Origin of the sequence: Mycobacterium mantenii, from assembly GCF_001667865.1 — a bacterium.
Classification (GTDB): Bacteria; Actinomycetota; Actinomycetes; order Mycobacteriales; family Mycobacteriaceae; genus Mycobacterium; species Mycobacterium mantenii_A.
In genome coordinates this window covers 278,694-301,259 of sequence record NZ_LZJP01000100.1, presented here as the reverse complement: position 1 = coordinate 301,259, position 22,566 = coordinate 278,694, and the positions used below count along the sequence as shown (strand labels likewise).

Annotated in this window: 23 protein-coding genes; 8 read left to right on the top strand and 15 right to left on the bottom strand. The window is 66.4% G+C overall.

The window, feature by feature from the left end:
* Positions 1 to 164 precede the first annotated feature (164 nt).
* Complete coding sequence (locus A5688_RS18940; RefSeq protein ID WP_067910335.1) at positions 165 to 2,207, top strand: DUF2961 domain-containing protein; 2,043 nt, start codon at positions 165 to 167, stop codon at positions 2,205 to 2,207.
* Here the strand turns inward: A5688_RS18940 and A5688_RS18935 are convergent.
* Positions 2,148 to 2,975 carry a rhomboid-like protein gene (locus A5688_RS18935; RefSeq protein ID WP_082955085.1) on the bottom strand — a complete coding sequence of 276 codons (828 nt, stop codon included), beginning with the start codon at positions 2,973 to 2,975 and terminating at the stop codon, positions 2,148 to 2,150. The two genes, A5688_RS18940 and A5688_RS18935, sit on opposite strands and share 60 nt — an antisense overlap.
* A gap of 132 nt (positions 2,976 to 3,107) precedes the next feature.
* Entirely contained in the window at positions 3,108 to 3,725 is a 618-nt protein-coding gene (locus tag A5688_RS18930; protein WP_067834321.1) for a cysteine hydrolase family protein, read from the bottom strand.
* Between the two features lie 121 nt (positions 3,726 to 3,846).
* Here A5688_RS18930 and A5688_RS18925 point away from each other — a divergent pair, with 121 nt between their 5' ends.
* On the top strand, positions 3,847 to 4,680 hold the full coding sequence (locus A5688_RS18925; RefSeq protein ID WP_067910352.1) for a mycofactocin-coupled SDR family oxidoreductase: 834 nt from the start codon (positions 3,847 to 3,849) through the stop codon (positions 4,678 to 4,680).
* A gap of 11 nt (positions 4,681 to 4,691) precedes the next feature.
* Positions 4,692 to 5,894 carry a cytochrome P450 gene (locus A5688_RS18920; protein WP_067910338.1) on the top strand — a complete coding sequence of 401 codons (1,203 nt, stop codon included), beginning with the start codon at positions 4,692 to 4,694 and terminating at the stop codon, positions 5,892 to 5,894.
* Positions 5,895 to 5,902: 8 nt separating this feature from the next.
* Here A5688_RS18920 and A5688_RS18915 read toward each other — a convergent pair whose 3' ends face one another.
* The 5 genes from A5688_RS18915 to A5688_RS18895 form a co-directional block, all read right to left on the bottom strand.
* Positions 5,903 to 6,460 carry a TetR/AcrR family transcriptional regulator gene (locus A5688_RS18915; protein WP_067834319.1) on the bottom strand — a complete coding sequence of 186 codons (558 nt, stop codon included), beginning with the start codon at positions 6,458 to 6,460 and terminating at the stop codon, positions 5,903 to 5,905.
* A gap of 60 nt (positions 6,461 to 6,520) precedes the next feature.
* On the bottom strand, positions 6,521 to 6,847 hold the full coding sequence (locus A5688_RS18910) for a hypothetical protein (RefSeq protein ID WP_067910341.1): 327 nt from the start codon (positions 6,845 to 6,847) through the stop codon (positions 6,521 to 6,523).
* Between the two features lie 49 nt (positions 6,848 to 6,896).
* Positions 6,897 to 8,213 (bottom strand): aromatic ring-hydroxylating oxygenase subunit alpha, encoded by a 1,317-nt coding sequence (locus A5688_RS18905; protein WP_067910344.1) that lies wholly within the window; start codon positions 8,211 to 8,213, stop codon positions 6,897 to 6,899.
* Positions 8,210 to 9,091 (bottom strand): enoyl-CoA hydratase/isomerase family protein, encoded by an 882-nt coding sequence (locus A5688_RS18900; protein ID WP_067910347.1) that lies wholly within the window; start codon positions 9,089 to 9,091, stop codon positions 8,210 to 8,212. The genes A5688_RS18905 and A5688_RS18900 overlap by 4 nt, the downstream gene beginning before the upstream one ends.
* 64 nt (positions 9,092 to 9,155) lie before the next feature.
* The gene (locus A5688_RS18895; protein ID WP_067834312.1) at positions 9,156 to 10,121 is read right to left on the bottom strand and encodes a TIGR03621 family F420-dependent LLM class oxidoreductase; all 966 of its coding nucleotides are present in this window, start codon (positions 10,119 to 10,121) and stop codon (positions 9,156 to 9,158) included.
* A gap of 140 nt (positions 10,122 to 10,261) precedes the next feature.
* Here A5688_RS18895 and A5688_RS18890 point away from each other — a divergent pair, with 140 nt between their 5' ends.
* Positions 10,262 to 10,966, top strand: a complete 705-nt coding sequence (locus A5688_RS18890) for an SDR family NAD(P)-dependent oxidoreductase (RefSeq protein WP_068268243.1) — start codon at positions 10,262 to 10,264, stop codon at positions 10,964 to 10,966.
* A 31-nt stretch (positions 10,967 to 10,997) separates the two neighbouring features.
* On the top strand, positions 10,998 to 12,458 hold the full coding sequence (locus A5688_RS18885; protein WP_067914834.1) for an aldehyde dehydrogenase: 1,461 nt from the start codon (positions 10,998 to 11,000) through the stop codon (positions 12,456 to 12,458).
* 11 nt (positions 12,459 to 12,469) lie between these two features.
* Here the strand turns inward: A5688_RS18885 and A5688_RS18880 are convergent, their stop codons facing one another.
* Positions 12,470 to 13,891: a wax ester/triacylglycerol synthase family O-acyltransferase gene (locus A5688_RS18880; protein ID WP_067914836.1), complete on the bottom strand. Its 1,422-nt coding sequence runs from the start codon at positions 13,889 to 13,891 to the stop codon at positions 12,470 to 12,472.
* A gap of 243 nt (positions 13,892 to 14,134) precedes the next feature.
* On the opposite strand from A5688_RS18880, the gene A5688_RS18875 reads away from it, so the two are divergent.
* Entirely contained in the window at positions 14,135 to 14,524 is a 390-nt protein-coding gene (locus A5688_RS18875) for a PPOX class F420-dependent oxidoreductase (protein WP_067834304.1), read from the top strand.
* Positions 14,525 to 14,536: 12 nt separating this feature from the next.
* On the opposite strand, the gene A5688_RS18870 is transcribed toward A5688_RS18875, so the two are convergent.
* From A5688_RS18870 to A5688_RS18860, 3 genes are read right to left on the bottom strand one after another with little or no spacing between them, the layout of a single operon-like run.
* A complete protein-coding gene (locus tag A5688_RS18870; RefSeq protein WP_067834395.1) occupies positions 14,537 to 15,523 on the bottom strand; it encodes an SDR family NAD(P)-dependent oxidoreductase in 987 nt (328 codons plus the stop codon).
* Positions 15,524 to 15,549: 26 nt separating this feature from the next.
* Entirely contained in the window at positions 15,550 to 16,272 is a 723-nt protein-coding gene (locus A5688_RS18865) for a cutinase family protein (RefSeq protein WP_067834302.1), read from the bottom strand.
* Positions 16,272 to 16,445 carry a CsbD family protein gene (locus A5688_RS18860; RefSeq protein ID WP_067834300.1) on the bottom strand — a complete coding sequence of 58 codons (174 nt, stop codon included), beginning with the start codon at positions 16,443 to 16,445 and terminating at the stop codon, positions 16,272 to 16,274. The genes A5688_RS18865 and A5688_RS18860 overlap by 1 nt, the downstream gene beginning before the upstream one ends.
* Positions 16,446 to 16,703: 258 nt before the next feature.
* On the opposite strand from A5688_RS18860, the gene A5688_RS18855 reads away from it, so the two are divergent.
* Positions 16,704 to 17,978 (top strand): serine hydrolase domain-containing protein, encoded by a 1,275-nt coding sequence (locus tag A5688_RS18855; protein WP_067834298.1) that lies wholly within the window; start codon positions 16,704 to 16,706, stop codon positions 17,976 to 17,978.
* Here the strand turns inward: A5688_RS18855 and A5688_RS18850 are convergent.
* Genes A5688_RS18850 through A5688_RS18835 form a run of 4 tightly spaced genes read right to left on the bottom strand, consistent with a single transcriptional unit; the run spans position 17,973 to position 22,181 of the window.
* On the bottom strand, positions 17,973 to 18,614 hold the full coding sequence (locus A5688_RS18850; protein ID WP_082951213.1) for a cutinase family protein: 642 nt from the start codon (positions 18,612 to 18,614) through the stop codon (positions 17,973 to 17,975). The two genes, A5688_RS18855 and A5688_RS18850, sit on opposite strands and share 6 nt — an antisense overlap.
* Complete coding sequence (locus A5688_RS18845) at positions 18,611 to 19,678, bottom strand: NAD(P)H-dependent amine dehydrogenase family protein (RefSeq protein WP_067834296.1); 1,068 nt, start codon at positions 19,676 to 19,678, stop codon at positions 18,611 to 18,613. Before A5688_RS18845 ends, A5688_RS18850 begins: the two co-directional genes overlap by 4 nt.
* 38 nt (positions 19,679 to 19,716) lie before the next feature.
* Complete coding sequence (locus A5688_RS18840; protein ID WP_067834295.1) at positions 19,717 to 20,856, bottom strand: hypothetical protein; 1,140 nt, start codon at positions 20,854 to 20,856, stop codon at positions 19,717 to 19,719.
* A complete protein-coding gene (locus A5688_RS18835; protein ID WP_067914838.1) occupies positions 20,853 to 22,181 on the bottom strand; it encodes a hypothetical protein in 1,329 nt (442 codons plus the stop codon). Before A5688_RS18835 ends, A5688_RS18840 begins: the two co-directional genes overlap by 4 nt.
* Positions 22,182 to 22,225: 44 nt before the next feature.
* On the opposite strand from A5688_RS18835, the gene A5688_RS18830 reads away from it, so the two are divergent.
* A complete protein-coding gene (locus A5688_RS18830; RefSeq protein ID WP_067834293.1) occupies positions 22,226 to 22,564 on the top strand; it encodes a hypothetical protein in 339 nt (112 codons plus the stop codon).
* Positions 22,565 to 22,566 lie beyond the last annotated feature (2 nt).

Here is a 22,566-nt window from a genome sequence, read left to right as displayed (position 1 = left end):
AAAATGGTTAAAAGAGGATCCAACTCTGTTGCGCCGGCTTAAACCCGACTTCGGGTACGGAATCCCTTTTTACACCTAACTGCAAGTACGGGGTAGGCGTTCTGGTTGCGCGGCGCTGGCCGCCGGGGCCGCCAAGGACACCGACAAAAGTAGGCTCAGTTGCTATGTCGGTGGCAGCGCGGGTGTGCTCCACGGTATTTGCGTTGCTGCTGTTGTCAATTCCCCGGGCCGGGGCGGCCGGCGCAGAGCCGGCTGCACCCGTCACGACTCAGCCCGGCGAAAGAATAGTCGGGTGGGACACCTACCGTCGCTTGGACCGGTTGCCCTATTTGAACCCCGGCTCGCAGACCCTGCAGGTCTCGAGTTTTGATCGCAGCGGCGGCGATTTCGACATTTCCACCGGCAATCGCAACGGCAGCGGCGGGTGCCTGGCGCCAGGGGGCGCCGGCTGTGTCATCGCGGAGGATCACGGTGCCGGAGAAATCGATTCGATCTGGCTGACCCGCGACGGCGGAAATGTTCGCGCCGTCGGAAACCTCCGCATCGAGCTGGACGGGCAGACCGTCGTAGATACACCGTTGCAGTCGTTGGTCGACGGCGAGCTCGGGGCCCCGTTCGTGTGGCCGCTGGTGGCCAATGCCACTCAGTCGCCGGGAGGCGATTACATCAAAGTGCCGATGCCTTATCGCCGGTCGATGCGCGTCAGCGTCGCATCTCATTTGGAGTATTACCACGTGGATTATCGGCAATTTCCCAACGCCGACGGGGTGAACACGTTCTCGCCAAACGATCCCGCGCTCGATGTGCTGGAGACGCTCGGCTCCGCCGGCACGGTTGACCCCAAACCGGACGCGGCCGGTGCGACGCACAGCAAGCGGGTCATCGACATACCCCCCGGCGAGGAGCGGATCATCGCCGAATCGACTGGCTCGGCGAGCATCTCGGCGTTGCGGCTGCGGCTGCCCGAACCGGCAGTCCGGCAGTTGACCGGGTTGTGGCTGCGGATCGATTTCGACGGCCGAACCTTGGTCGACTCCCCGCTAGGGGAATTCTTCGGCGCCGGACTGGGCGTCAACACCGTGCGATCGCTGATGTTCGCGAGCATCCCGGCACCCGACGGGTCTGTGGTGTTATGCGATTGGTGGCCAATGCCTTTCGCGCACTCGGCCAGTATCACACTGGTCAACGCGAGCACCGAGGGAGTGTCGGGGATAGACGGCGACATCGCCACCACACCCGACGCCCAGTGGGCGCCTGCACTCACCAGCGGACGTGCGGGGTACTTCACTGCGCGCTCCCATGCCGGACCGACGGCGCCGGGTCAGGACTGGTTATTCGCCGACGAACAGGGACGCGGCAAATTCGTCGGTATCAGTCAAACCATTCACGGCTACCGGACCAAAACGGCGTTCAGTGACGATGCCCCTTACTTTCTCGAGGGTGCCGAGCGGGTCTACGCCGACGGAGCCGCGTCGCCGCAGTGGTATGGCACCGGCACCGAGGACCTGTACGAGGGTGGCTGGTACTTCAAGAACGGCACACACTTCAGCGATCCACTCAACGGCCAACCCGATCAACGCACGGCCACGGGCGGATGCGCCGACTATTGCGTCGCCGTCTACCGGATCATGCTGGCCGACGCGATCGGCTATCACTCCGCGCTCCGATTCGGCATCGAGCACGGCAAACGGAACATGGTCCAACCCGACTACAGCTCAACCGCATTCCTCTACACACAGCCGGATGCCGGCGTCACCGGTGGCGACGACGTCAACCCCACCGATCCAATCAATCGAGTGCTGCACGGCTACGCCGACTCCGATGGCATCGATCAACTACTGGTCAGCGAGTACGAGGGCACTCAGGACACCCTGCCCGTCGTCGGCTCGGTCCGTACCGGCCAGGGCGCGATCACGTTTCACGTCCAGATCGATCCGGACAATCACGGCATCGTGCTGCGTCGCACATCGGATCAAGCGACCGGATTCCAATCGGCCGACGTTGCGGTGGACGGCGTGCCCGCGGGGAACTGGCTGCAACCGCGCAGCAACACGTTTCACCGGTGGCTGGACGACAGCTACCTGGTGCCGCCGTCGGCGACCGCCGGCAAAGCGCAGGTGACGATCAGCCTGACGCCTACCGCCGATTCACCGCCCTGGACCGCCGGCCGCTACCACGTCGACACACTGACGGGGCCCTCTGACTAGGGAGCGATTGGTGGCCAGCCCGACAAGCGCACCGGCCAACCCACCGGCGGGTGCCATCAGCGAAGGCCCGGCGAGCAGGAGATAGCCGAAGGTGACACCGACGATGAGCAACGCCTGGTGAATGGGAGTCCAGGAGGCCACCGAGCGCAGCCGCAATGACAATCCGACGCCGAGCAGCAGCGCCACCACGTGGCCGACGGCGGTGAAATCCGCGGCCGCGGCCGCCACGACCGCGGTCCCCAGCCACCAGCCCGCCCAGACGCCGCGCCAGCGCGCCGGGATCGCCGCCGTGAGCGCACCGAGCACGCAAACCGCGCCGTAACTGATTCCCACGTCACTGGCGCGGGCGACCGAGACCGGCAGCATCCCCGTTTCGATGGCCGCGACAAGTCCCACCGCGACGATCAGCGTGGCGCCGATGTGGCCGACCGCGAAGGTGACGAGCAGTCCCCTGCCGCGCCACATGAGCTCCCCCAGAGCCAGGAGGCAGACCAGCCCCGGCAGCCACAAGAACAGATCACCGCCATCGTTGACGAACGCGCTCCCGATCAGGGTGCCCAGCTGTCCCCGCCCGAGGTTGTGGACGTTGGTGCTCATTCGGGTTACGGCGACCGCGTGTGCGTGCGGGCCTAGCGCGGCGAGGATGAGATAGATGACGAGCAAAAGGACCGCGTAGGTGGCCGTGACTCGAACCGACGCCGCGCCGGGCACGGTCCGCAGCTGAGCCCAGCACAGTGTGCCGTCCCGGGCCACGGCCTCAGGCGGCATGGTTCGCCGGCAGCTCGAAGGGCGTCATGGCTCTACGGTGCTGGTCGGGCGGGTGGCGTGCCTCGTTCTTAACGAAGCCTTCACACCCGTGCGAGAAATCTTCACGGATCCGGGCGGCCCCGTGACCTCTATTTAAAGAGAAGCGATCGCGGCGACGGCCTCGTCGGTGGTCACGATGGCCGAAGCGTAGTTGGGCATGTTCACCTCGAGGGCGGCGCGCATCTCGGTGTCCGAGTAGTCGGCCGTGGCATCCCCGACCACTGTGACGTCATAACCGAGCTCGGCGGCGAACCGGACCGTCGCCTCGACGCACGTATGCGCGATCAAACCCATGACGATGACCCGCTCGATCCCATGGCGTTTGAGTTGCAGGTCCAAGTCGGTGTTGGCAAAACCGCTGGAACACCAATGCTCGTGGGCGACGATGTCGCCCGGTCGTGGCTCGAACCCGGCACGGATCTCACCGCCCCAGGTGCCGTATTCGAAGGTCTTGCGCGACCAGGCCGCCCGCTGGACCGGCGCGACGTATTTCCACGTCTCATAGTCGCCCGGCCGGTACCGACGATGCAGCGCATAAAAGACGCGCAGATTCGCGCCGCGGGCGGCGTCCAGCACCTGCTTCATATGGGTAACGCAGTCGTTGCTCTCGATGACGCCTTGCAACCGATCCCACACTTTCCCGCCCGGAGAAATGAAATCGTTGTAGGGATCGATCAGCAGAATCCCGGTCGCCGCCTTGTCATACGCCACCCGACCATCATCTCCCGGATGCCGTCCTGCGCTCTCTTGACGGACTCGTCGGGATGCTGCTAGACATGGCCTGCGCCACACTTTTGGGCGATCGCCCAATGTCGATGAGGTGGAGGATGCCATGGGTCGGATGGACGGCAAGGTCGCATTCGTGACCGGTGCGGCACGGGGGCAGGGCAGAAGTCACGCCGTCCGGCTCGCGCAGGAGGGCGCCGACATCATCGCGGTTGACATCTGCCGCGGATTCGAGGGATCCCCGGCTCCCGCTGCTACGCCGGAAGACCTCGACGTCACCGCCGGCATGGTCAAGGACGCGGGCGCTCGCGTCGTCACCGCCGAAGTCGACGTGCGCGACTACGACGCGTTGAAGGCGGCGGTCGACAGCGGCGTCGAACAGCTGGGACGGCTGGATGTCATCGTCGCCAACGCGGGCATCGGCACGATGACCGGCAAGCTGCACAAGACCGATGAGGCGCTGTGGCAGGAGATGATCGACGTCAACCTCAGCGGAGTGTGGAAGACGGTCAAAGCCGGTGTCCCGCACATGCTGGACGGAGACCGCGGCGGTTCGATCATCTTGACGTCGTCGGTCGCGGGTAGGAAGGCCTACTTACACACCGGTCACTACACGTCGGCCAAGCACGGGGTGATCGGGCTGATGCGCGCGTTCGCGGTTGAATTGGGCCACAAGATGATCCGGGTCAATGCCGTGTTGCCGACCCATGTGAACACGCCGCTGCTGATCAACGAATGCACCTTTCACGCCTTCCGCCCCGATCTGGAGAACCCCGGGCCGGACGACCTCGCGCCGATCTGCCAAACCTTCCACACGCTCCCCATCCCGTGGGTGACAGCCCAGGACATCAGTAACGCTGTGCTGTTCCTGGCGTCCGACGAAGCCCGATACATCACCGGTGTTGCGCTGCCGGTGGATGCCGGCAGCTGCTTGAAGTAAGGAAGGCATCGATGACCGTCGCCAACGACACCGACGTCTACTACGACCCCTACGACGTCAACATCAATGCGAACCCCTATCCGATCTACGCGCGGCTGCGCGAAGAGGCGCCGATCTACTACAACGAGCGTTACGATTTCTGGGCCCTGTCAAGGCATTCCGACGTCGAGCGCGGGCTGGCCAACTGGGAGACCTTCTCCAACAGGCGAAGCGACATCCTCGAGCTCATCCAGTCGAAATTCGACATGCCCGGCGGTGTCATGATGTTTCAGGATCCGCCCGAACACTCAAGGCTGCGTGGCCTGATGTCGCGGGTGTTCACGCCCCGCCGGATGGCGGCCCTCGAGGACCAGATTCGGCAATACTGCGTGCGGTGTCTGGACCCCCTCGTCGGCTCCGGAGGGTTCGACATCATCGCCGAACTCGCCTCGATGATGCCGATGCGGGTGATCGGGATGCTGTTGGGAATCCCCGAGTCCGAACAGGTCTCGGTGCGCGACGCCAATGACGCCAACCTGCGCACCAAGCCCGGCGCGCCGCTGAAGGTCGCGAACGCCGACTCCATCGCCGACGGCCGGATCTACGCCGACTACGTCGAATGGCGATCCAAGAACCCGTCGGACGACCTGATGACCACACTGCTCAACGTCGAATTCGACGACGAGAACGGCGTGCACCGCAAGCTGACCCGCAAAGAGGTGCTGCACTACACACAGGTGGTCGCCGGGGCGGGCAACGAGACCACCGGCCGGCTGATCGGCTGGCTGGCCAAGGTGCTCGCCGAGCATCCCGACCAGCGCCGCGAGGTCTACGAGGACCGGTCACTGTTGACCCGTACCGTCGACGAGACATTGCGATTCGAACCCACCGGCCCACACGTTGCACGTTGGATGGCAACGGATTTCGAGTGCTACGGCACCACCGTCCCGGCGGGTAGCGCCATGCTGCTGCTGTTCGGCGCCGCCAACCGGGATCCCCGCCGTTACGCCGATCCGGACACCTACAACATCCGTCGCGACAACATCTCGCACATCACCTTCGGAAAGGGTGTGCACTACTGCCTGGGTGCCAACCTGGCGCGCCTCGAGGGCCGCGTCGCGCTGGACGAGATCCTCAACCGGTGGCCCGAATGGGACATCGATTACGACACCGCGCAATTGGCGTCGACGTCGACCGTTCGCGGCTGGGAGCGGCTGCGCGTCGTGTTGCCCTGAGCGCCGTCTCAGGTGCTCCGGCGACTCTTCGGGGTGGGCATCTCGAACCGGTCCAGGAATCGGTTGACCAACGCGACGGCCTCGTCGTGTCCACCGTGGGTACCAAGTCCCTGCTCGAGGATCAGGGTGCGGCCGATGGAGGCGATGACGACAGCGAGGGCCGCGGGCGGGAATTCGTCCGTGTCGAGTTCGTGTTCGCGAACGATGAAGTTCAGTGCGGTGATCTGCTGTTCGCGCCAGCGTTCCGACCACGCCGAGATCTCGGCCCGAATCTCCTTGCGATGGTTGGCGAGTCCCATGAACTCCAGCAGCAGTCGGGTGTCTTTGGGCTCGGTGAGCGTGGCCCAGAATGCGTGCAGTGGCCGGTCGGAGGCCAACGCCTTTTGCTGGCGCTCCAGGTAAATCGCGGCGCCGCGGCGAAAGACGGCCAGATACAGGTCGTCCATCGTGGGAAAGTAGTAGTGCACCAACGCCGGCTTGACCCCGGCCTTGGCTGCGACGCGGCGCGACGTGGCCGCGGCATAGCCTTCCTCGAGCATGATCTGACTCGTCGCGGCCACCAGCATGTCGCGCGTCGTGGAGTCGCGCGCTTTCGGTCGCTGGGATGCGGTCACAGTGTGGTCATATCACACGGCCGGTTCGGCGACCATGTCGAAGAACGCGGCACCGGAGTCCGGGATGCGGTTCTGCTTGAACACGTTGACGGCATAGGAGACCAGGATCATCGAATACAGCAGGTGCAGCAGCCTGGTCGCGTCGTCCCGTAAGGCGTTGATGTCGAGCTCATTCAGGTAGGCGATCGCTTGCTCCGCCCTGGGTGCGATGGCGTCGTAGAACTCGACGAGTTCGTCGTAGGGCTTCGACAGCCGCGCCTCGTAGCGTTGCGCCCGGGTCGGCAGCGCCCAATCGGCGACGAACGGTTCGAGGTCGGCGAACCCCTGTGGAAGTGTCATGAGCGCCGCTCCTCAGCATCGCTTCGCTCTGCATCGTCGCCGACGCGGGTCATGACGACTCCCCGGCCCGGTAGGCATCCACCGTGTCGCGGATGACGGTGTGGAACTGGCGGATCAGCAATTCCTGGTCGCTGAGGTGGAAGGTGTTCTGCGCGCGCGTCTTCAGGGCCGAATGCGTGGCCTCGATCGTGTTGACATCCTGCATCGCGAATTCGATCGTGCTGTCGACCACCAGTTCCTGCGCGAGGCGTTCGGCGGCGTTGGCCGGCGGCACAAAGTACATGTCGATCTCGTAGATGTGCGAGTCGACGGTTTCGGGCCAATAGGTGTAGGTGATGTAGTACCCCCGCGCCCAGATCTGGATCGAAATATTTGGGAAGACCCAGAACTGGTCGTTGCCCCACGAGGCGATGTCTCCGCGGTTCAGGAAGCCCGGTTGTGGTCCCTCGAAGCCCAGGTCGGGGACATCGTCGGGCCCGAACAACCCGGCGCGGAACAGCTTGTAGACCCAGCGCTGGTCTTGGCGGGCCGGTTCCGCGGTGCCCGGCTCGCGCGGCGGTAGCGGCGGCGGCCCCGGTACCGAGGTGAGCATGTGCGGCCGGAACAATTCGTAGTGATACGAGTCGACCGGCGGCACCATCTTCTCGGCCTTGGAGACGTCGGGGTCGATGAAGCGGCCGTGCACATACGGTGGGTGATACCACTCGCAGACCGAGTCGACGGCCAGCTTCCAGTTTCCGTTGATGCGGGTGGAAAACCCGTAATGCTGCGTCATCTTCTCGAAGGGGTAGGCCTCGATGCCCAGCAGCCCGTCACCGAGGAAACTGCGCAACGGCACCGCGACCCCGTCCTTTTCCGAGGCGAGGTTGACGAAGATGAAACCCGCCCAGACCTCGCAGTGCACCGGCGGCATCCGCAGCGCGCTCTTGTCGAGGTCGAAAAACTCGTCCTCATTGGTGATGTGGTTGACCTTGCCGTCCAAGCCGTAGCGCCAACCGTGGTACTTGCACGCGAACGCGCGACAGGTGCCCGACGATTCCCGCCCCGGGTGCTCCTGCCAGACAACCTTGTTGCCGCGGTGTGCGCACACATTGTGAAAGGCGTGCACCGTGTCGTCCCGGTCGCGGGCGATCACGATCGAAGCGAGGCCTCCGGGCAGATCGCGGGTGAAGTACGAGCCCTTGCGGGGGAGGCGTTCAATACGTCCGACGCACAACCAGTTTCGCTCGAAGACCGCCTTGCGCTCGGCGGTGAAGAACTCCTCGGAGATCGAGTCCTCGTAGCTGACGGGTCCGGTCCCGAGTTCGGGATAGTCGGTGGTGAACTTGCCCCGCCCGGTCGACAGGCGCTGCTGGATGCCGGTCATGATCGGACTCCGTCGTTCGTCGGTGTCGACCAAGGCTCCGCGTCCCAGGCCCGGTCCAGCGGTGCCATCTCGCCGCCGAACGGGAAGAAGACGCGCTGGGCGTAGGTTTCGCGTCCGAGGCCGTGTCCGAGCTCGTTGACGAAAGCCCGCTTGAGCGGGTTGGTGAACAACTGTCGTGTGTACCGCAGGGTCAGCGGTGGTCGCTTGATCAGTTCGCGGGCATGCTCCCAAGCCCGGTCTAACACCTTGTCCTTGGGCAGCACCTCGTTGACCACGCCCCACTCCTTGGCTTCCTGCGCGCTGAGCTTCTGGCCGGTGAGGAGGAAGTAGCGCGCGCGGTTGTGCCCGGCGAGCACGCTCCAGATCACATGTTGACCGTCGCCGGGCACCTGCCCGCGTGGGAAGTGGGAGGCGTCCTGAAAGTAGGCGTCCTCGGAGGCGAGCACGATGTCGCCCATGATCGGCACTTCGGAGTGCATGTTGCACGGACCGTTGACCGCGCTGATCATGGGCACGTCGACGTCGAGCACATTGAAGATGAGATGGCGTGCGTACCAGGCCTTCTCGTCGAGCTTGTGCGTCCCGCGGTCATTGGGCATGGCCTGGTAGATGGGATGTTCGGGCGGCTCGCCGTTGGGTAGGCGACCCCAGTTGGCGTTGTAGTTCTCGCCCGTTCCGGTGTGGATGAGCACCTTGATCTCGCGGTCCCCGGCGATATCGGCGAACGCGTCCGACATCTCGTCATGCGCTTTCCAGCTCCACACCAGGCTGTCACCGTCGGTATGGCACTGCATGAACAGGATGCCGTCGTCGGTGAGCTCGAACTTGTAGTTGGCATAGCTGTTCTGGTACTCGCCGAATCTGGTGCGCTTTGCCATAGGCCTGTCTCATTCCCTTGAGCGATCGCCCAAATATCCCACCTCCGCTCGCGGTGGTCAAGGTTCACCGGCCGTGCAGGCGGGCCACCACCGGCGCGAAGGATTCGATCTGTCCCTGCTGCACGGTGACGTAGTTGACGCCGAGGGTTTCCCGCCGCGAATGCAGCGTCTCGACAACGCGTTCCGCCGAGCCGATCAGCACATTCGGGTGGTCGCGCAACAGGTCCGCCGCGATGCCCGTCGATTTCTCGAGCATCGCCAGTACGGTCTCGGGATCGTCGGTGATCTCGGTGAAGTACGGGGAGCTTTCGACGTCGAGACTGCCGTAGCGCTCACCGGCGGCGGCCCGCACGAAGCCGATCCGGCGCTCCGCCACCGCCTGTGGGTCAAAGCCCTCGGCGTCACGCTCCACAAACGGCACGCTCGAGATGCTGACGATGTCGGCCTCGCGCCCGGCCAGCGTGAGAACGCGCCGGCCACCCCCGCCGATCATGATCGGCGGATGGGGTTGCTGCACCGGCCGTGGCCGCCCCGCATAACCGTGCACCTCGACGAACTCGCCCGAGTAGTCCAGTTCCCCGCCCCGCCAATGGGCCTTGATGAGCGAGACCACCTCGGCCAGCTTGGCGATTCGCCGACCCGGCCGGTCGAACTCCAGCCCCATCGCCGCGTACTCCACTCCGCTCCAGCCGGCGCCGATGCCGAATTCGAGACGCCCGTCCGAGAGCACATCGAGTGTCGCGGCTTCCTTGGCCAGCACCGCGGGCACGTGGTAGTCGATGCAGAAGACCCGGCAACCGATGCGCAAGGTCTCGGTCCAGGCGGCCGCCGCCGCCATCGCCGCAATGGGTGCCAGGTCTTGGCGTGGGGTGCGCGCTTCGCGTTGCGCGGGCCCCGGGCCCAGGTAGTGATCCGCGAGGAAAAGCGTTGAGTACCCGAGATCTTCGACCCGACGAACGGTGTCGCGCCACGCGCGTGCCCCGGCGGCATTGGTGGCCTGCACTCCGAAACGGAACGGGGGTCTGTCCATCCACGGACCCTAAGCAGGGCGCCTGAGCGGAATCAAGGCGAAATCGCCCACCTCGTGCTTGACCGTGGCCGAGGCCGGGTGATAGGCATGTGAAGCCCATTATTTGGGCGGTCGCTCAGGAAAGTTGGGGTGGTGCGCGCGTGAAGACGGCGGTCGTGACCGGTGGCGCTTCGGGGATCGGCCGTGCCGTCGCCGAGCGATTACGCAGCGACGGATTTCGGGTGGCCGTCGTCGATCTGTCTCCCACCGATGACGGCTTCGGCTATGTCGCCGATGTCACCGACCGCGCCCAGGTCGACACCGCGGTAGCCGAGATCCGCGCGGCGTACGGACCGATTCTGGTGCTGGTCAATGCGGCGGGCGTGGAGGGCTTCAAGAAGTTCTCGGACATGTCCTTCGAGGAATGGTCCAAGGTGATCGACGTGAATCTGAACGGTGTCTTCCACACCGTTCAGGCCGTGCTGCCCGACATGGTCGAGGCCGGATGGGGTCGCATCGTCAACATCTCGTCGTCCAGCACCCACTCCGGTCAGCCGTTCATGGCCCACTACGTGGCCGCGAAGTCCGCGGTGAACGGCCTGACCAAGTCGCTGGCCCTCGAATACGGACCGGCCGGAATCACCGTCAACGCGGTTCCGCCGGGCTTCGTCGACACGCCGATGCTGCGCAGTGCCGAACGGCGGCACCTGCTCGGTGGCACGGTCGAGGATCACATTCAGCGCACCCCGGTACGCCGGGTGGGCAAGCCGGAGGACATCGCCGCGGCATGCGCCTTCTTCGTCTCCGAGGAGGCCGGCTACATCACCGGCCAGATACTCGGAGTCAACGGCGGTCGCAATACCTGACCGCTCAACCCGCAGAGCCCCAAGGAGATTGATGTACGAGAGAGATGAGCTCTTCATCGATGGGGTGTGGACCTCACCGGCTTCTGGACGCGGCGACGTGATCTCGGTGGTGTCGCCGCACAGCGAGGAGGTGATCGGCCACGCGGTGGCCGCGGGACCGGAGGATGTGGACCGTGCCGTCGCCGCGGCGCGTACGGCCTTCGATGCCGGTCCGTGGCCACGCATGGACGCCGCCGACCGGATCGAGGCGATCACCCGCCTGGCCGGCCTCTACAAGGAGCGACGAGCCGACATGGCAGCGCTGATCTCGGCCGAGATCGGCGCACCCATCACGTTCGCCAAAATGGCGCAGGTCCGCCTTCCCCTGACCATGATCTCGGCGTTCTGTGGCATGGCGGCGAATTACCAGTGGGAACAGGATCGGCCGGGCCTGTACGGCAAGAACATTCGGATCCGCAGGCAGCCGGTGGGTGTGGTGGCCGCGGTGGTGCCGTGGAACATGCCGCAGTTTCTCACCATGTGCAAAATCGTGCCGGCGCTGTTGGCCGGCTGTTCGGTGGTGCTCAAGCCCGCCCCCGAATCCGTGCTCGATGCGCAGCTGCTCGCCGAACTCGTTGCGGCAGCGGAGTTTCCGCCGGGCGTACTGAACGTGGTGCCCGGTGGCCGCGACGTCGGTGAATCGCTGGTGGGCCACGCCGGCGTCGACAAGGTCTCGTTCACCGGGTCCACCGGCGCCGGGCGGCAAGTGGCGCTGGCATGCGCTCAGGGGCTGAAACAGGTGAGCCTGGAACTGGGCGGCAAGTCGGCCGCCGTCGTGCTCGACGACGCCGACCCCGCCGCGACCGCCTCCGCGATCCAGATGGCCAGCCTGGCCAACGGCGGCCAGGTATGCAATGCGCTGAGCCGGATCCTGGTGCCGGAAGCGCGCAAGGACGAGTTCACCGAGGCGCTGGCCGCGGGCATGCGCTCGATGACGGTGGGTGACCCGGCCGACCCCAACACCCAGATCGGGCCGCTGGTGGCGCAGCGCCAGCAGGAGCGGGTCCGCGGGTACATCGAAGCGGGCAAAAGCGAAGGGGCGCGCCTGGTGACCGGCGGCAGCGAGATGCCCGACGGACTCGAAACCGGTTGGTACGTAAAGCCGACGCTGTTCGGCGATGCCGGCAACGACATGCGGATTGCCCGCGAGGAGATCTTCGGCCCGGTGCTCACCGTCATCTCCTACCGGGACGACGACGAGGCGATTCGGATCGCCAACGACTCCGAGTACGGCCTGGCGGGATCGGTGTTCACCGCCGACGTCGAGCGCGGTTACGGCGTCGCGGCCAGGGTGCGGTCGGGCACTTTCGGGGTCAACGAGGGCTACATCATGGATCCGGCGGCACCGTTCGGCGGCGTCAAGAACAGCGGGTACGGCCGCGAACTCGGTACCGAAGGAATCGACAGTTACACGGTGAGCCAATCCATCTCGGTCGCGGCCGCAACGAACTGATCAGAGCCGGCTCAGGACACGTTGACACGGCGGGAAGACGCGCGCCTCGGGTGCGCCGGCCGGCTTCTCGCCGCCGCCTTCAGCTCCTTATAGGCCCGCAGCGTGTGGCGGGCCAGTTGCGTTGCGTCATCGATCGCCGCGGCGTTTGCGACGAAGCCGAAGTCCACACTGCCGTGATAGGACGCCAGCGTCGCGTTGAGCCCGATCGAGGCGGCGAGCGCCGAGACCGGGTAGATGCCGAGGAGACGCGCACCGTCGAGATATCGGGTCTCCTTGGCGCCCGCCACGTTCGAGATGACGAGGTTGCACGCCGGGTGCCCGATGCGGTCCAGGTGCGTCGAGGCGCCCAGGCCCGCGAGCGCGACGAGGCCAACCGCGTAGGTCATCGCCGCCTCGCTGGACATGTCGCCGACTTCCTGCTTGGCAGCGGCAACCGAGTGCACCACCTGGCGGATCCGCTCCGGCATGCTCGCGCCGGGCTCGCCGAGTCGTACGAACATCGCCGACACCCGGGTGCCGATCGCCATGTCGTCGGCGGCGCGCAACGAGACCGGACACATCGCGATGAACGGGTGCGCGAACGCGCGGCCGGTTTCGCGCAGGTATGCGTGCAACCCCCCGTCGATGATGGTGGCTGCAACGTCGTTGAGGGTCGCCCCGAAGTGGCGGCCGGTCTCGCGCATCTCGTCGAGCGGCAGCGCGAGCGTCGCGAAGCTTCGCCCGATTTTGAGCGGATCATTGGTGGGCGCGTGCTGCGCCGTGAACGGGAGGCTGCCCTCCAGATGCGATCCGACAAGACCGGCGAACACCTTGCGCAATGCGCCGAACGAAACCTGGTTGAGCGCTTCGACCTGCGTGATGGCCCCGCGCATCGAGTCGACGATCCGCTCTGCGAGCGGCGTCGGCGGGTGCGGTGCGGGTGCCGGAGCGCCGAGCGCGAAGGCGGGCTTGGGGATGGTGTGCTGATCGGACTTGTTCAGGCCCGCGTACAGCAGCTTCAGGCCGGATTCACCGTCGATGATCGAGTGATGGGTCTTGGTGTAGATCGCGAACATTCGGTCCGGCACCCCGTCGATCAGCCAGCAGCGAAACAGTGGCCGGTCGCGATCGAGTTGCGGCTCGTGCAGATCGGCGACGAGCCGCAACAGGTCGTCGTAAGAGGCGCCGGCGGGCAGCGCCAGGTGTCCGACGTGGTAGTGCGGATCCCAGCTCGTCACTTCCCGGAAATGGGGCGCGCCGCGACCGAGGATCTCCGGCACATAGTCGAACGGTGGCGCCGGCTCGCACGCCCGGTACGCCTCGACGATCTCGCGGACGATCGGCCCGCGGCCGGCCGGCTTTTTGAACAACAACATCGCGCCGACGTGCGTCGTGCCGGCCGGTGATTCGATCAGCAGCCATGAAAGGTCAAGCGGCGGAATTGGTTTGGTCATAGCGAATCTCCAATCCGAAGTATGACCGACAGAGGAGATGGGTATCTCGAAAACTCCGGGCCGTTACGGAGATGGTCGCTCCGCAGACCCAGGGCGACGAGGGCATTAGGACCCTGCCGCGGCAGTCGTAAGTCCTCGGCGAGAAGAATCCGCGGGCTGGTAAATCCGGGTGACCCACGCGATGATTGGGAACCTGGCGATTTGGGAATGGATGGGGCAACCATCCACAGATAAGGAACACGCGTGGCCCCCAGCTTCAAGGACGTGATTCAGTCCAAGTACTTGCTGTTGACGACATTCACCAAGGACGGCCGTCCGAAGCCGACACCGATCTGGGGCGTGCCCGACGGCAACGACACGTTGTTGGTGATCACCGACGACGGGTCGTGGAAAACCAAGCGCATCAACAACACTCCCAGGGTGACGATCGCCAAGAGCGGGGCGCTGGGCAAGCCCAAGGGCGAAGAGATCGAAGCCGTCGCCCGGGTGCTACCGAAGTCCGAGACGCGGCGGGTCTACAACGCCGTCCTCAAGCGGTACTGGTACCACGCGCCCTGGTTCTACGTGCACTCGATCGTCCGCGGCGGCATCGACAAGGTGCACGTCGGACTGGAGATCAAACCCGCCGCGTAAGGCGCACCGCGGCTAGCCGCTCTCGGCGCGGATGGCCTCGAAGGTGTCCGCCACGGTTTCCAGCGGATCCCGGTAGGTGATGCCGAGCTCTCGCTCACTCGGCGAATCGTCGGAGGCCGGCATCTGCGTGTAGTACTGCATTCCCGCCCAGGTGAACGGCGTTTCGAAGGGCAGGAAACGGTTGGCTCGATCCAGCACCGCGCCCGCAACGCGCAGGGCGGTGTCCGGGATGGGGACGGCCACCATCGGCGTCTCCGCAACCTGCCCGAGCAGGTTGGCGAGGTCGGCGGCGGGCACCCGATGGCCTCCGGCGGTGTAGCGGCGCGGTCCGCGCCCGGGTTCGAGCAACGCCGCGTGCAACGCCGCCAGGTCGCGGACGTCGACGATCAGCCACGCCGCGCTGCGACCCGGAATCGCGTGCATCTGCAGGGCGGCCCGCACGCCCTCGCCGGCCTCACCGAACTGGTCCCCGACCGGCGGACCGAGCACCATGCCCGGATAGGTGATGTTGACGGGCGCGCCCGCGTCCTGCAGACCCCGGGCATAGATCTCGACCTGCGCCTTGGATGTTCCGTATCCATCCGCGCCGCCCACCACCGGCAGGTCGGCCGTCAGCGTCTCCAGGTCCGGGTGGAACAGCGCGGTGAAGCTCGACACGTGGACGATGGGATCCAGACCTAGCTCGACGGACTGGCCCAGCACGTTCTGGGCGCCCTGCATGTTGGTGGCGAGCATCTCGGCCGTCTGGCGTGGATCGGTGGCGACCAGGGCGGCACTGTGCACGACGGCGTCGCAACCCTGCAACGCCTCACGGACCGCGACCCGATCGGTGATGTCGGCGACGGCGAAGTCCGAGGTGTCGACACCGAGCTTGGCGACCGTGTTCTTCAGCTTGTCGGGGTTTCGGACCAGGAACCTGACGGAGTGCCCCGCATCGGAGATGGCCTTCGCGGTCCACCCGCCGACAAAACCCGTACCGCCCGTGATCAGAACCCGCATGGCCTCATTCTGCAAGACCGCAAATCCTAGAGGTGGCTGGAGGCGAAGTTGGCGGCTTGGTTTGTCATGCCGTTAACCGGATAGGAAGTGTGCGCGGCGAAATCGTTGCCGTTGCCGGTGCCGCAGATCGGGTCGCCCTGCGCGCACAGCTCCAGCGTCTTGGGCTGATACAGCGGCCCGATGGCCAGCGGCGGAGCGTTGTACTTCTGCAGGAACTGACCCGACGGCGTTCCGAACAGCGTCACGGCGGCGACGTGCTTCGCGATGTCCGGCGGCATCGGTGGCGGCACCGCGGACGCGGGCACGCCCGGGGGCACGGCGGCCGAAGTGGTGTAGCCCGCCACCGCGGCCCCCTGCGAATAGCCGCCGAGCACCTCCTTGGTGTTAGGGCAATTCGCCGCCATCGACTCGATGTGCGAACTGGCGTCCCGGATGCCGTCGATGACGGTCAACGGGAAGTCGGGGCTTGAAAAGTCAGTGCTGGCAGGGTAATTGACCGGATACACGGTCAGCGACTTGCCGCCGAGCTGCGAGCGCAATGAATCGACGAACGGCTGGCCGATCCCGCCGACACCGGGCGGCTCCCCGGACCCCCGGGCGAAAACGACTTCGACATCGGGACACGGCTCGGCCGCCGCGGACGGAACCGGCGCGCTCGACAGCAACGAGCCGAACACCGCCGCCGCGGACAGCGCAGAAACCGACAGTCGGCGCGCCGGCGCGACGGCCAACACCTTGCGAATGGTCATTATTTTTTGAAAGCGTCCTTCACCTTCTCGCCGGCATCTTTCAATGCCGACTTCGCCTGATCGGCCCGGCCCTCATCCCTGGTCTCGGCGTTCCCGGTGGCCCTGCCGACGGCTTCCTTGGCCCGGCCCCCGACGTCCTCGATCTTGTTTTTCATCTTGTCTTCGGCGCTCATGGCGTGCTGACTACCCCTCAGCAGGACTTATCAAAACCCCGACCCTGTCATCATGGACTCGTGAGCACCGCAATCGTGGTGGCAGTAGTCGCGGGGTTGATGCTCCTCGGCATCGGCATGGTGGTCAACCAGCTACTGCGGCTGAGGCGATATTTGAGGGACTCACCCCCCGTTCAACCCCCCGACATAAAACCCGAGCCCCCGGAGCAGTCCGGCTGATAGCTTCATCCTCGTGAACGCTCGGGGCGTCGCGACGCAGTGACGCCGTCGACTCTGCTGGTCACCGACGATGGCTTGCCACGCGGTGTGTCCGGTGCTGCCGACCCGCGTTTCGCGAGCGCCGTCAAGGTGTTCTCCCAGCTGTTTCCCGGCCGCCGGTTCGGCGGGGGCGCCCTGAGCGTCTACGTCGACGGGGTGCCCGTCGTGGACGTCTGGACCGGGTGGTCCGACCGGGCCGGCACCCAGCGCTGGACCGCGGACACCGGTGCCATGGTGTTCTCGGCGACCAAGGGCGTCGCGTCGACGGTGATTCACCGGCTGGCCGATCGTGGCCTGCTGTCCTACGACGCGCCCGTCGCCGAATACTGGCCCGAATTCGCCGCCAACGGGAAGGCCGGGATCACGGTCCGCGACGTGTTGCGGCACCGTTCCGGGTTGTCGCACCTGCGGGGCGTCACAAAGACAGAGTTGATGGACCACCTGCTCATGGAGGAGCGGCTGGCGGCGGCCCCGGTCGACCACCTGCGCGGCGTGCAGGCCTACCACGCGCTCACCTTTGGGTGGCTGCTCTCCGGTCTGGCCAGGGCGGTGACCGGCAAAGGCATGCGCGAGCTGATTCGCCAGGAGGTCGCCCGGCCGCTCAACACCGACGGATTGCATCTGGGCCGCCCACCGGAAGGCTCACCGACCACGCCGGCGCAGATCCTGATACCGCAGGGACGGCTGCGCGCGCCGGTGTTCAACTTCATCGCGCCGAGGGTGGCCGGTCTGCCGTTCTCCGGAGCGCTGGGCGCGATGTACTTTCCCGGCGTCGTCTCGCTGATCAAGGGCGACACCCCGTTCCTGGACGGCGAGATCCCCGCCGCCAACGGCGTGGTGACCGGCCGGGCGCTGGCCAAGATGTTCGGCGCGCTGGCCAACGACGGCCGAATGGACGGCAAGAAGTTCCTGTCCGAGGAGCTCGCGCGCGGACTGGCCGGGCAGGCGCGGCGCAAGTGGCCCGACGCGAACATGGTGGTGCCCATGCCTTTTCACCTGGGCTACCACGAGTCGCCGGTTCCCGGTCTGCTGCACGGTTTCGGTCACGTCGGCCTGGGCGGAACGCTCGGCTGGGCCGACCCCGAGACCGGCAGCTCCTTCGGTTTCGTCCACAACCGGCTGCTGACGCCGCTGCTTTTCGACATGGGATCCTTTGCGGGCCTTGCCCGTCCGCTGCGCAACGCCATCGAGGCGGTCCGCGACCAGGGTCCGATCGCGGTGCCGGCGCTGGGCGCCGCCTACGCCAAACCCGCTCGGCGGCGCGCCGCCTTATAGCCGTCCGGCGACCAAGGTGGCGGCCTGGGCGGTCATCCCGGACTGGACGTACGAGCCGTGCGCCATCAGATTGCCGCCGGCGGGGGAGCATGCCGGGTCACCGTCGGCGCACATGTCGATGGTTTTGGCGGCATACGGCGGGCCGATCGGCGAGAAAACGGCGCCGGTGAAATTGCCGGCGAGCTCGCTGGTGGGATTGCCGAAGGTGGCGATCGCCGCCACGTGATCAATGGCCTGCGGCGGCAAGGCCCTGGTGGCCAGATCCATCACGCCCGCCCCTTGCGAGAAGCCGCCGAGCACCAGTCGCGTGCCGGGGCATCGCCCGATCATGTCGTTGACGTGAGCGACCACATCGTCGGCGCCGGCTCGAGCGCTCGACGCGAACGCCGCTGACGCCGGGTAATTCACGGGATAGACGCCCATCGAACGCCCGTTGATCTGCGAGCCCAGCGAGTCGACGAAGCCCTGACCCACGTGGCCGACACCGGCGTCCTGGCCGGTGCCGCGGGCGAACACCACCTCGACGTCCGGGCACGGATCGGCATGCGCCGCAGGGATGCCGAGCGGTCCGCTCACCAACGTCGATGCCGTCGTGGCTGCAACGCCGAGGGTGCGAATGATGCAGCGCGCACTCACCGATCCATGCTGACATACGCGTTGCCGCGCGGCAGTGTCAGCGGAAGATCGGCGTAGGTGGCGATTCCCGGTGCCGCGGCGACGACGGCGGCGATGGCGTTGATGGCCGGCACCGCCGTCATGATGTGGCCGAGGTCCATGAATTCCTCGAGCGTGGTGGCCTCGAAGTACGGCGGCGGCAGGAAGCCGACCTTCGTGGTGACCGTCGGTTGTCCGTCGATCTGGATGACCCAGCCGTCCTGATCGATCTTCCAGTCGGGCTCGAGCGTCTGTCCCTTTTTCCACCGGACGTTGAGATCGATCAGCGTCTTGCCGCCGACGATGCCCTGCCAGCTGATGTAGGTGCCCGCGACGTGGCCGGCGGGGATGGTCCACGACGCCATGACGAGGTCCTCGGTTGTCTGGGCGAACTCGGCCACACACTTCACCTCGTCGAGCTCGACGCCCAGGGCGTCGCCCACCAGCCGCACGGCCTCGCCGAAAATGGCCGTCCCCTTGGCGGCCATCGCCGGCAGGTCGGGGTGGTCGATCGGCTGGCCGAAGCCGACGGGCTTTTCGGTCTCGGGCGAGTCATAGAAGGTGGTGTCGGCGGCCTCGTTGACGGTGACCTTGTCGATCCGGTTGCAGACCATCGCCGACACGATGGCCAGCAGTTCGGCGAAGCCCGGGCTGACGCCGGACCCGAAGATCGTGGAGCCGCCCTTCTCGCAGGCCGCCAAGATGCGGTCGCGGCCGTCGCCCAGGTTGTGTCCGGTGATGAAAGAGGCCGTGGTCACCACGTTGACGCCCGCGGACAGGATGCGGACCAGTTCGTCGACGTTGATCCACATCGGGTTGTAGACCACGCAATCCGGCTTCAGCGCCAGCAGCTCATCGATGTCGTTGGTGGCCGTGACACCGAGCGGCTCGATCCCGACGAGTTCGCCGGCGTCGCGCCCGGCCTTCTCCGCCGACCAGGCGTAGCAGCCGACCAATTCCAGGGTGGGGTTGGTGACGATGGATTTCAGCGAGCTCTTGCCGACGTTTCCGGTGTTCCACTGAACCACGCGATAGGTGTTTGGCACTCGCTCAGCATAGGGAATGGCCGGGGTTCTTAGTAGGCCTAATAGGCAGATTCCGAGGCCAATATTTCGGCGAGGAAGGCGTCGTGCGGCGGCATGTCCAGCCGTGATCGCACCCACCGCCGTACCCGCTGCCGGATCTCGGCGGACTCCGCCGTTTCGACGCCCACGAGCACCGACGTCGTCGACCAGTCGTGGTGCCATGCTCCCGACTCGGTGAGGGGACGGCCCTGACCATCTTCCAGCGGGAAAGTGGCGCGCCCGGTCGCGTCCAGGGTGCCGGTGCCGTCGATGGCCGCGGAACGCAGGCGCACCGCGATGCCCGTCGCCGGGTCCGGGCCGATCACCGCCGCGTGCACGACGGCGACGACGGTCGAGTCGCCGGCCTCCACGCTCCAGTCGACGGTGTTTTCAGCGGCATCGAAGATCGCCGGCGGAACCCCGCTCCATGCGATGGATGTGACGCCCCGGGCGATCGTGCCCGCGCCGCGCGGAACCGCGCCCGCGCCGGCGGCCAGCGCGTAGTCATCGCGGCGATCGCTCGGCAACGTCCGGACCAGACTCGAATCATCCAGAGCCACAATGAGTTCGGGCCACCGATCGTTCTCCGTACCGAGCTCGGTGGCGAGTTCGGCGCCCGCATGCACCAGGTCCACGATCCGCGAATCGTCGCTGCGGACATGGCTTATCAGTGCGGCGGCGTGCGGCTCCAGCAGGTGCGCCACATCGGAGTCCAGCGTGTCGTCGGGAAAGAAGCTCTGCGCCCCGGCGGTCAGCAACGCAACCTCGACGTCGAGCAGCGCACGGTCCAGGCCGACGATGCCGTCCTGTCTGCTGGCCGGCCACCACCGGCGCAGCCAATGGCCGGTAGCCAGCCTGCGCAGCGGGGCGACCGAGCCCGGCACCAGGTCGACGCCGGTGAGCTCGATGCCGGCCGGCCGGCCGGCCGCGCCGTCCACCGCCGCCACCAGGGCGACGTGTCCGCCCTCGCCGAGGATCCGCCACAACCAGTCGGCACGCGACACATCGGTAAACGTGATGTGCGGGGCCGCATCGTCGGGATCGTCGAGCGTCCAGGACAGCACCGCGCCGCTGACTTCCAGCAGCGCGACCAACGGCAGTGCGGCCGTGGGATTTACCGGGCCGGTGCTCCAAAGCCCGGAATCGGCAACCAATCTCATCCGGCCACCTGCAATTCCAGCATCGCTTTGATCCGTTGCCGGTGGTCGAGGCTCACCGACCGCGCCACCCCGTCGAGCAGCGCCCGTACGTCATCGACATCCGCACACGGTTCCTGCCAAACGTCACGCCCGTGCAGCCGCGCCCAGAGCCGGCTCAGGTAGGGCTGCGCGTAGGCGGCGAGGTCGTCGACCACTTGCCGTTGGCGCGGATGGATCGGGCCGTTCTCGGCCAGGTAGCGCCGGGCATGCAACACATAGGCTTCCTTACGGAGCCGCGCCTGAATCTGCGTTGCCAAGTCGTAGCGGCAGGACGCGGACGGATCCAGCGGAGCCAGCTGGACCGCGACCTCGATGCCGGCCACCAGCGTGGCCTGTTTGTCTTCGGCCAGCAACCCCCACGGCGCGCAGGCCCGGTCCACTTCTTCCTCACACAGCAACGGGATTTCGGGCAACGCGTCGCGATCCAGCGCGCGGCGCAGGGTCGCGCGCACCCGGTCCACCACGCTGCGATCCAACGGACGCTCGCCGTCGGCGCTCTGCGCCACCGCCGGGGGGTGTTGCGGCGCAGCCGAACTCAAACCGATTTCGACGATCGACCATGGCAGCCGGGTGGTCTCGGTATGTGCCAGCGCGCCCAGGTTATACGGGGTGGGATCGGTGATCATCGCCGACCAGACGCGCTGGCGTGCCGCCGCGGCGCCATGGCTGCTCACCGTTCCCAACACCGTGCCGAGCTCGGCCCGGAACGGGTCGATGACGACCTCGCCCGCGCGGATGTCACCCCAACTGCGTTCCAATTGCTTGGCCAGCGTGGCAACGACATCGGCATCCGCCACGTATCGATGCAGGGCCTCGATGCCGGTGCGATCGCGGTCCCGGTGGATTTCGCCGAGCACCGCCGCCGCCGTCTGGGAATCCTGCGGCGTCGGTGGGCCTTTCGTCACCGCGAGTTCGAAGCACACCGGAAAATACAGTTCCTGGGCGTTTCCCGTGCGGATCCGCTGCCGGCGGCGCTCCAGCTTGAGTGCCTCGAACCACGCTGCGGCCGAGCGCAATTCGTCACCACTGTTGACGATGAGGTCGTGCATGGCCGCGGCGGTGTCGGGCGTGACCACCGGGGTCGAATACGCGGGGTTGGAGCGTAGGCGCAGCACCAACGGATCGATGATGCGCTTGACGGTCCGGCTCAACGGGCCGCCGTCGTCACCGCTGAGCACCTCCACACCAGGGCCGATGGCCCGCCACGCCGCCTCGATCACCAACCGGCGCGGATGCCCCACCACCTCACCGCCCACGGCGGTCACTACCTGCGGGTCGGCGCTCATCTGGACAGAATAGGGCCAACGCAAAGTTTGTGGCAGCCATAAAGTTGGGTTCGGTAGCCGGTGTCCGGCCGGACCCTGATCGCATGAACAAGCTGTTGCTGCTGGCCGAATGGCTCAGGTCCCGCCGCCACCGGGATGCCCGGAACCGCACCGTCGGGGTCGGCACCGTGCGCAAGGTCAAGCGCCAGGTCTTCATCGAGGTGGTGGCGGTGTCGGGGGAGACGTTCATCGGCAAGCTGGCGCGCTGCGACGGCGGCCCGGACCTATCAGTGCTGCGGCCGGGCCTCGTCGTGCTGGTGGCCTTCGATCCGACGGCCCGCGAAGAGCTTTCGCTGCCCGACGACGTGCTGGCCGTTCACGCGGCCTGGGTGGCCTCCCTGTGAGC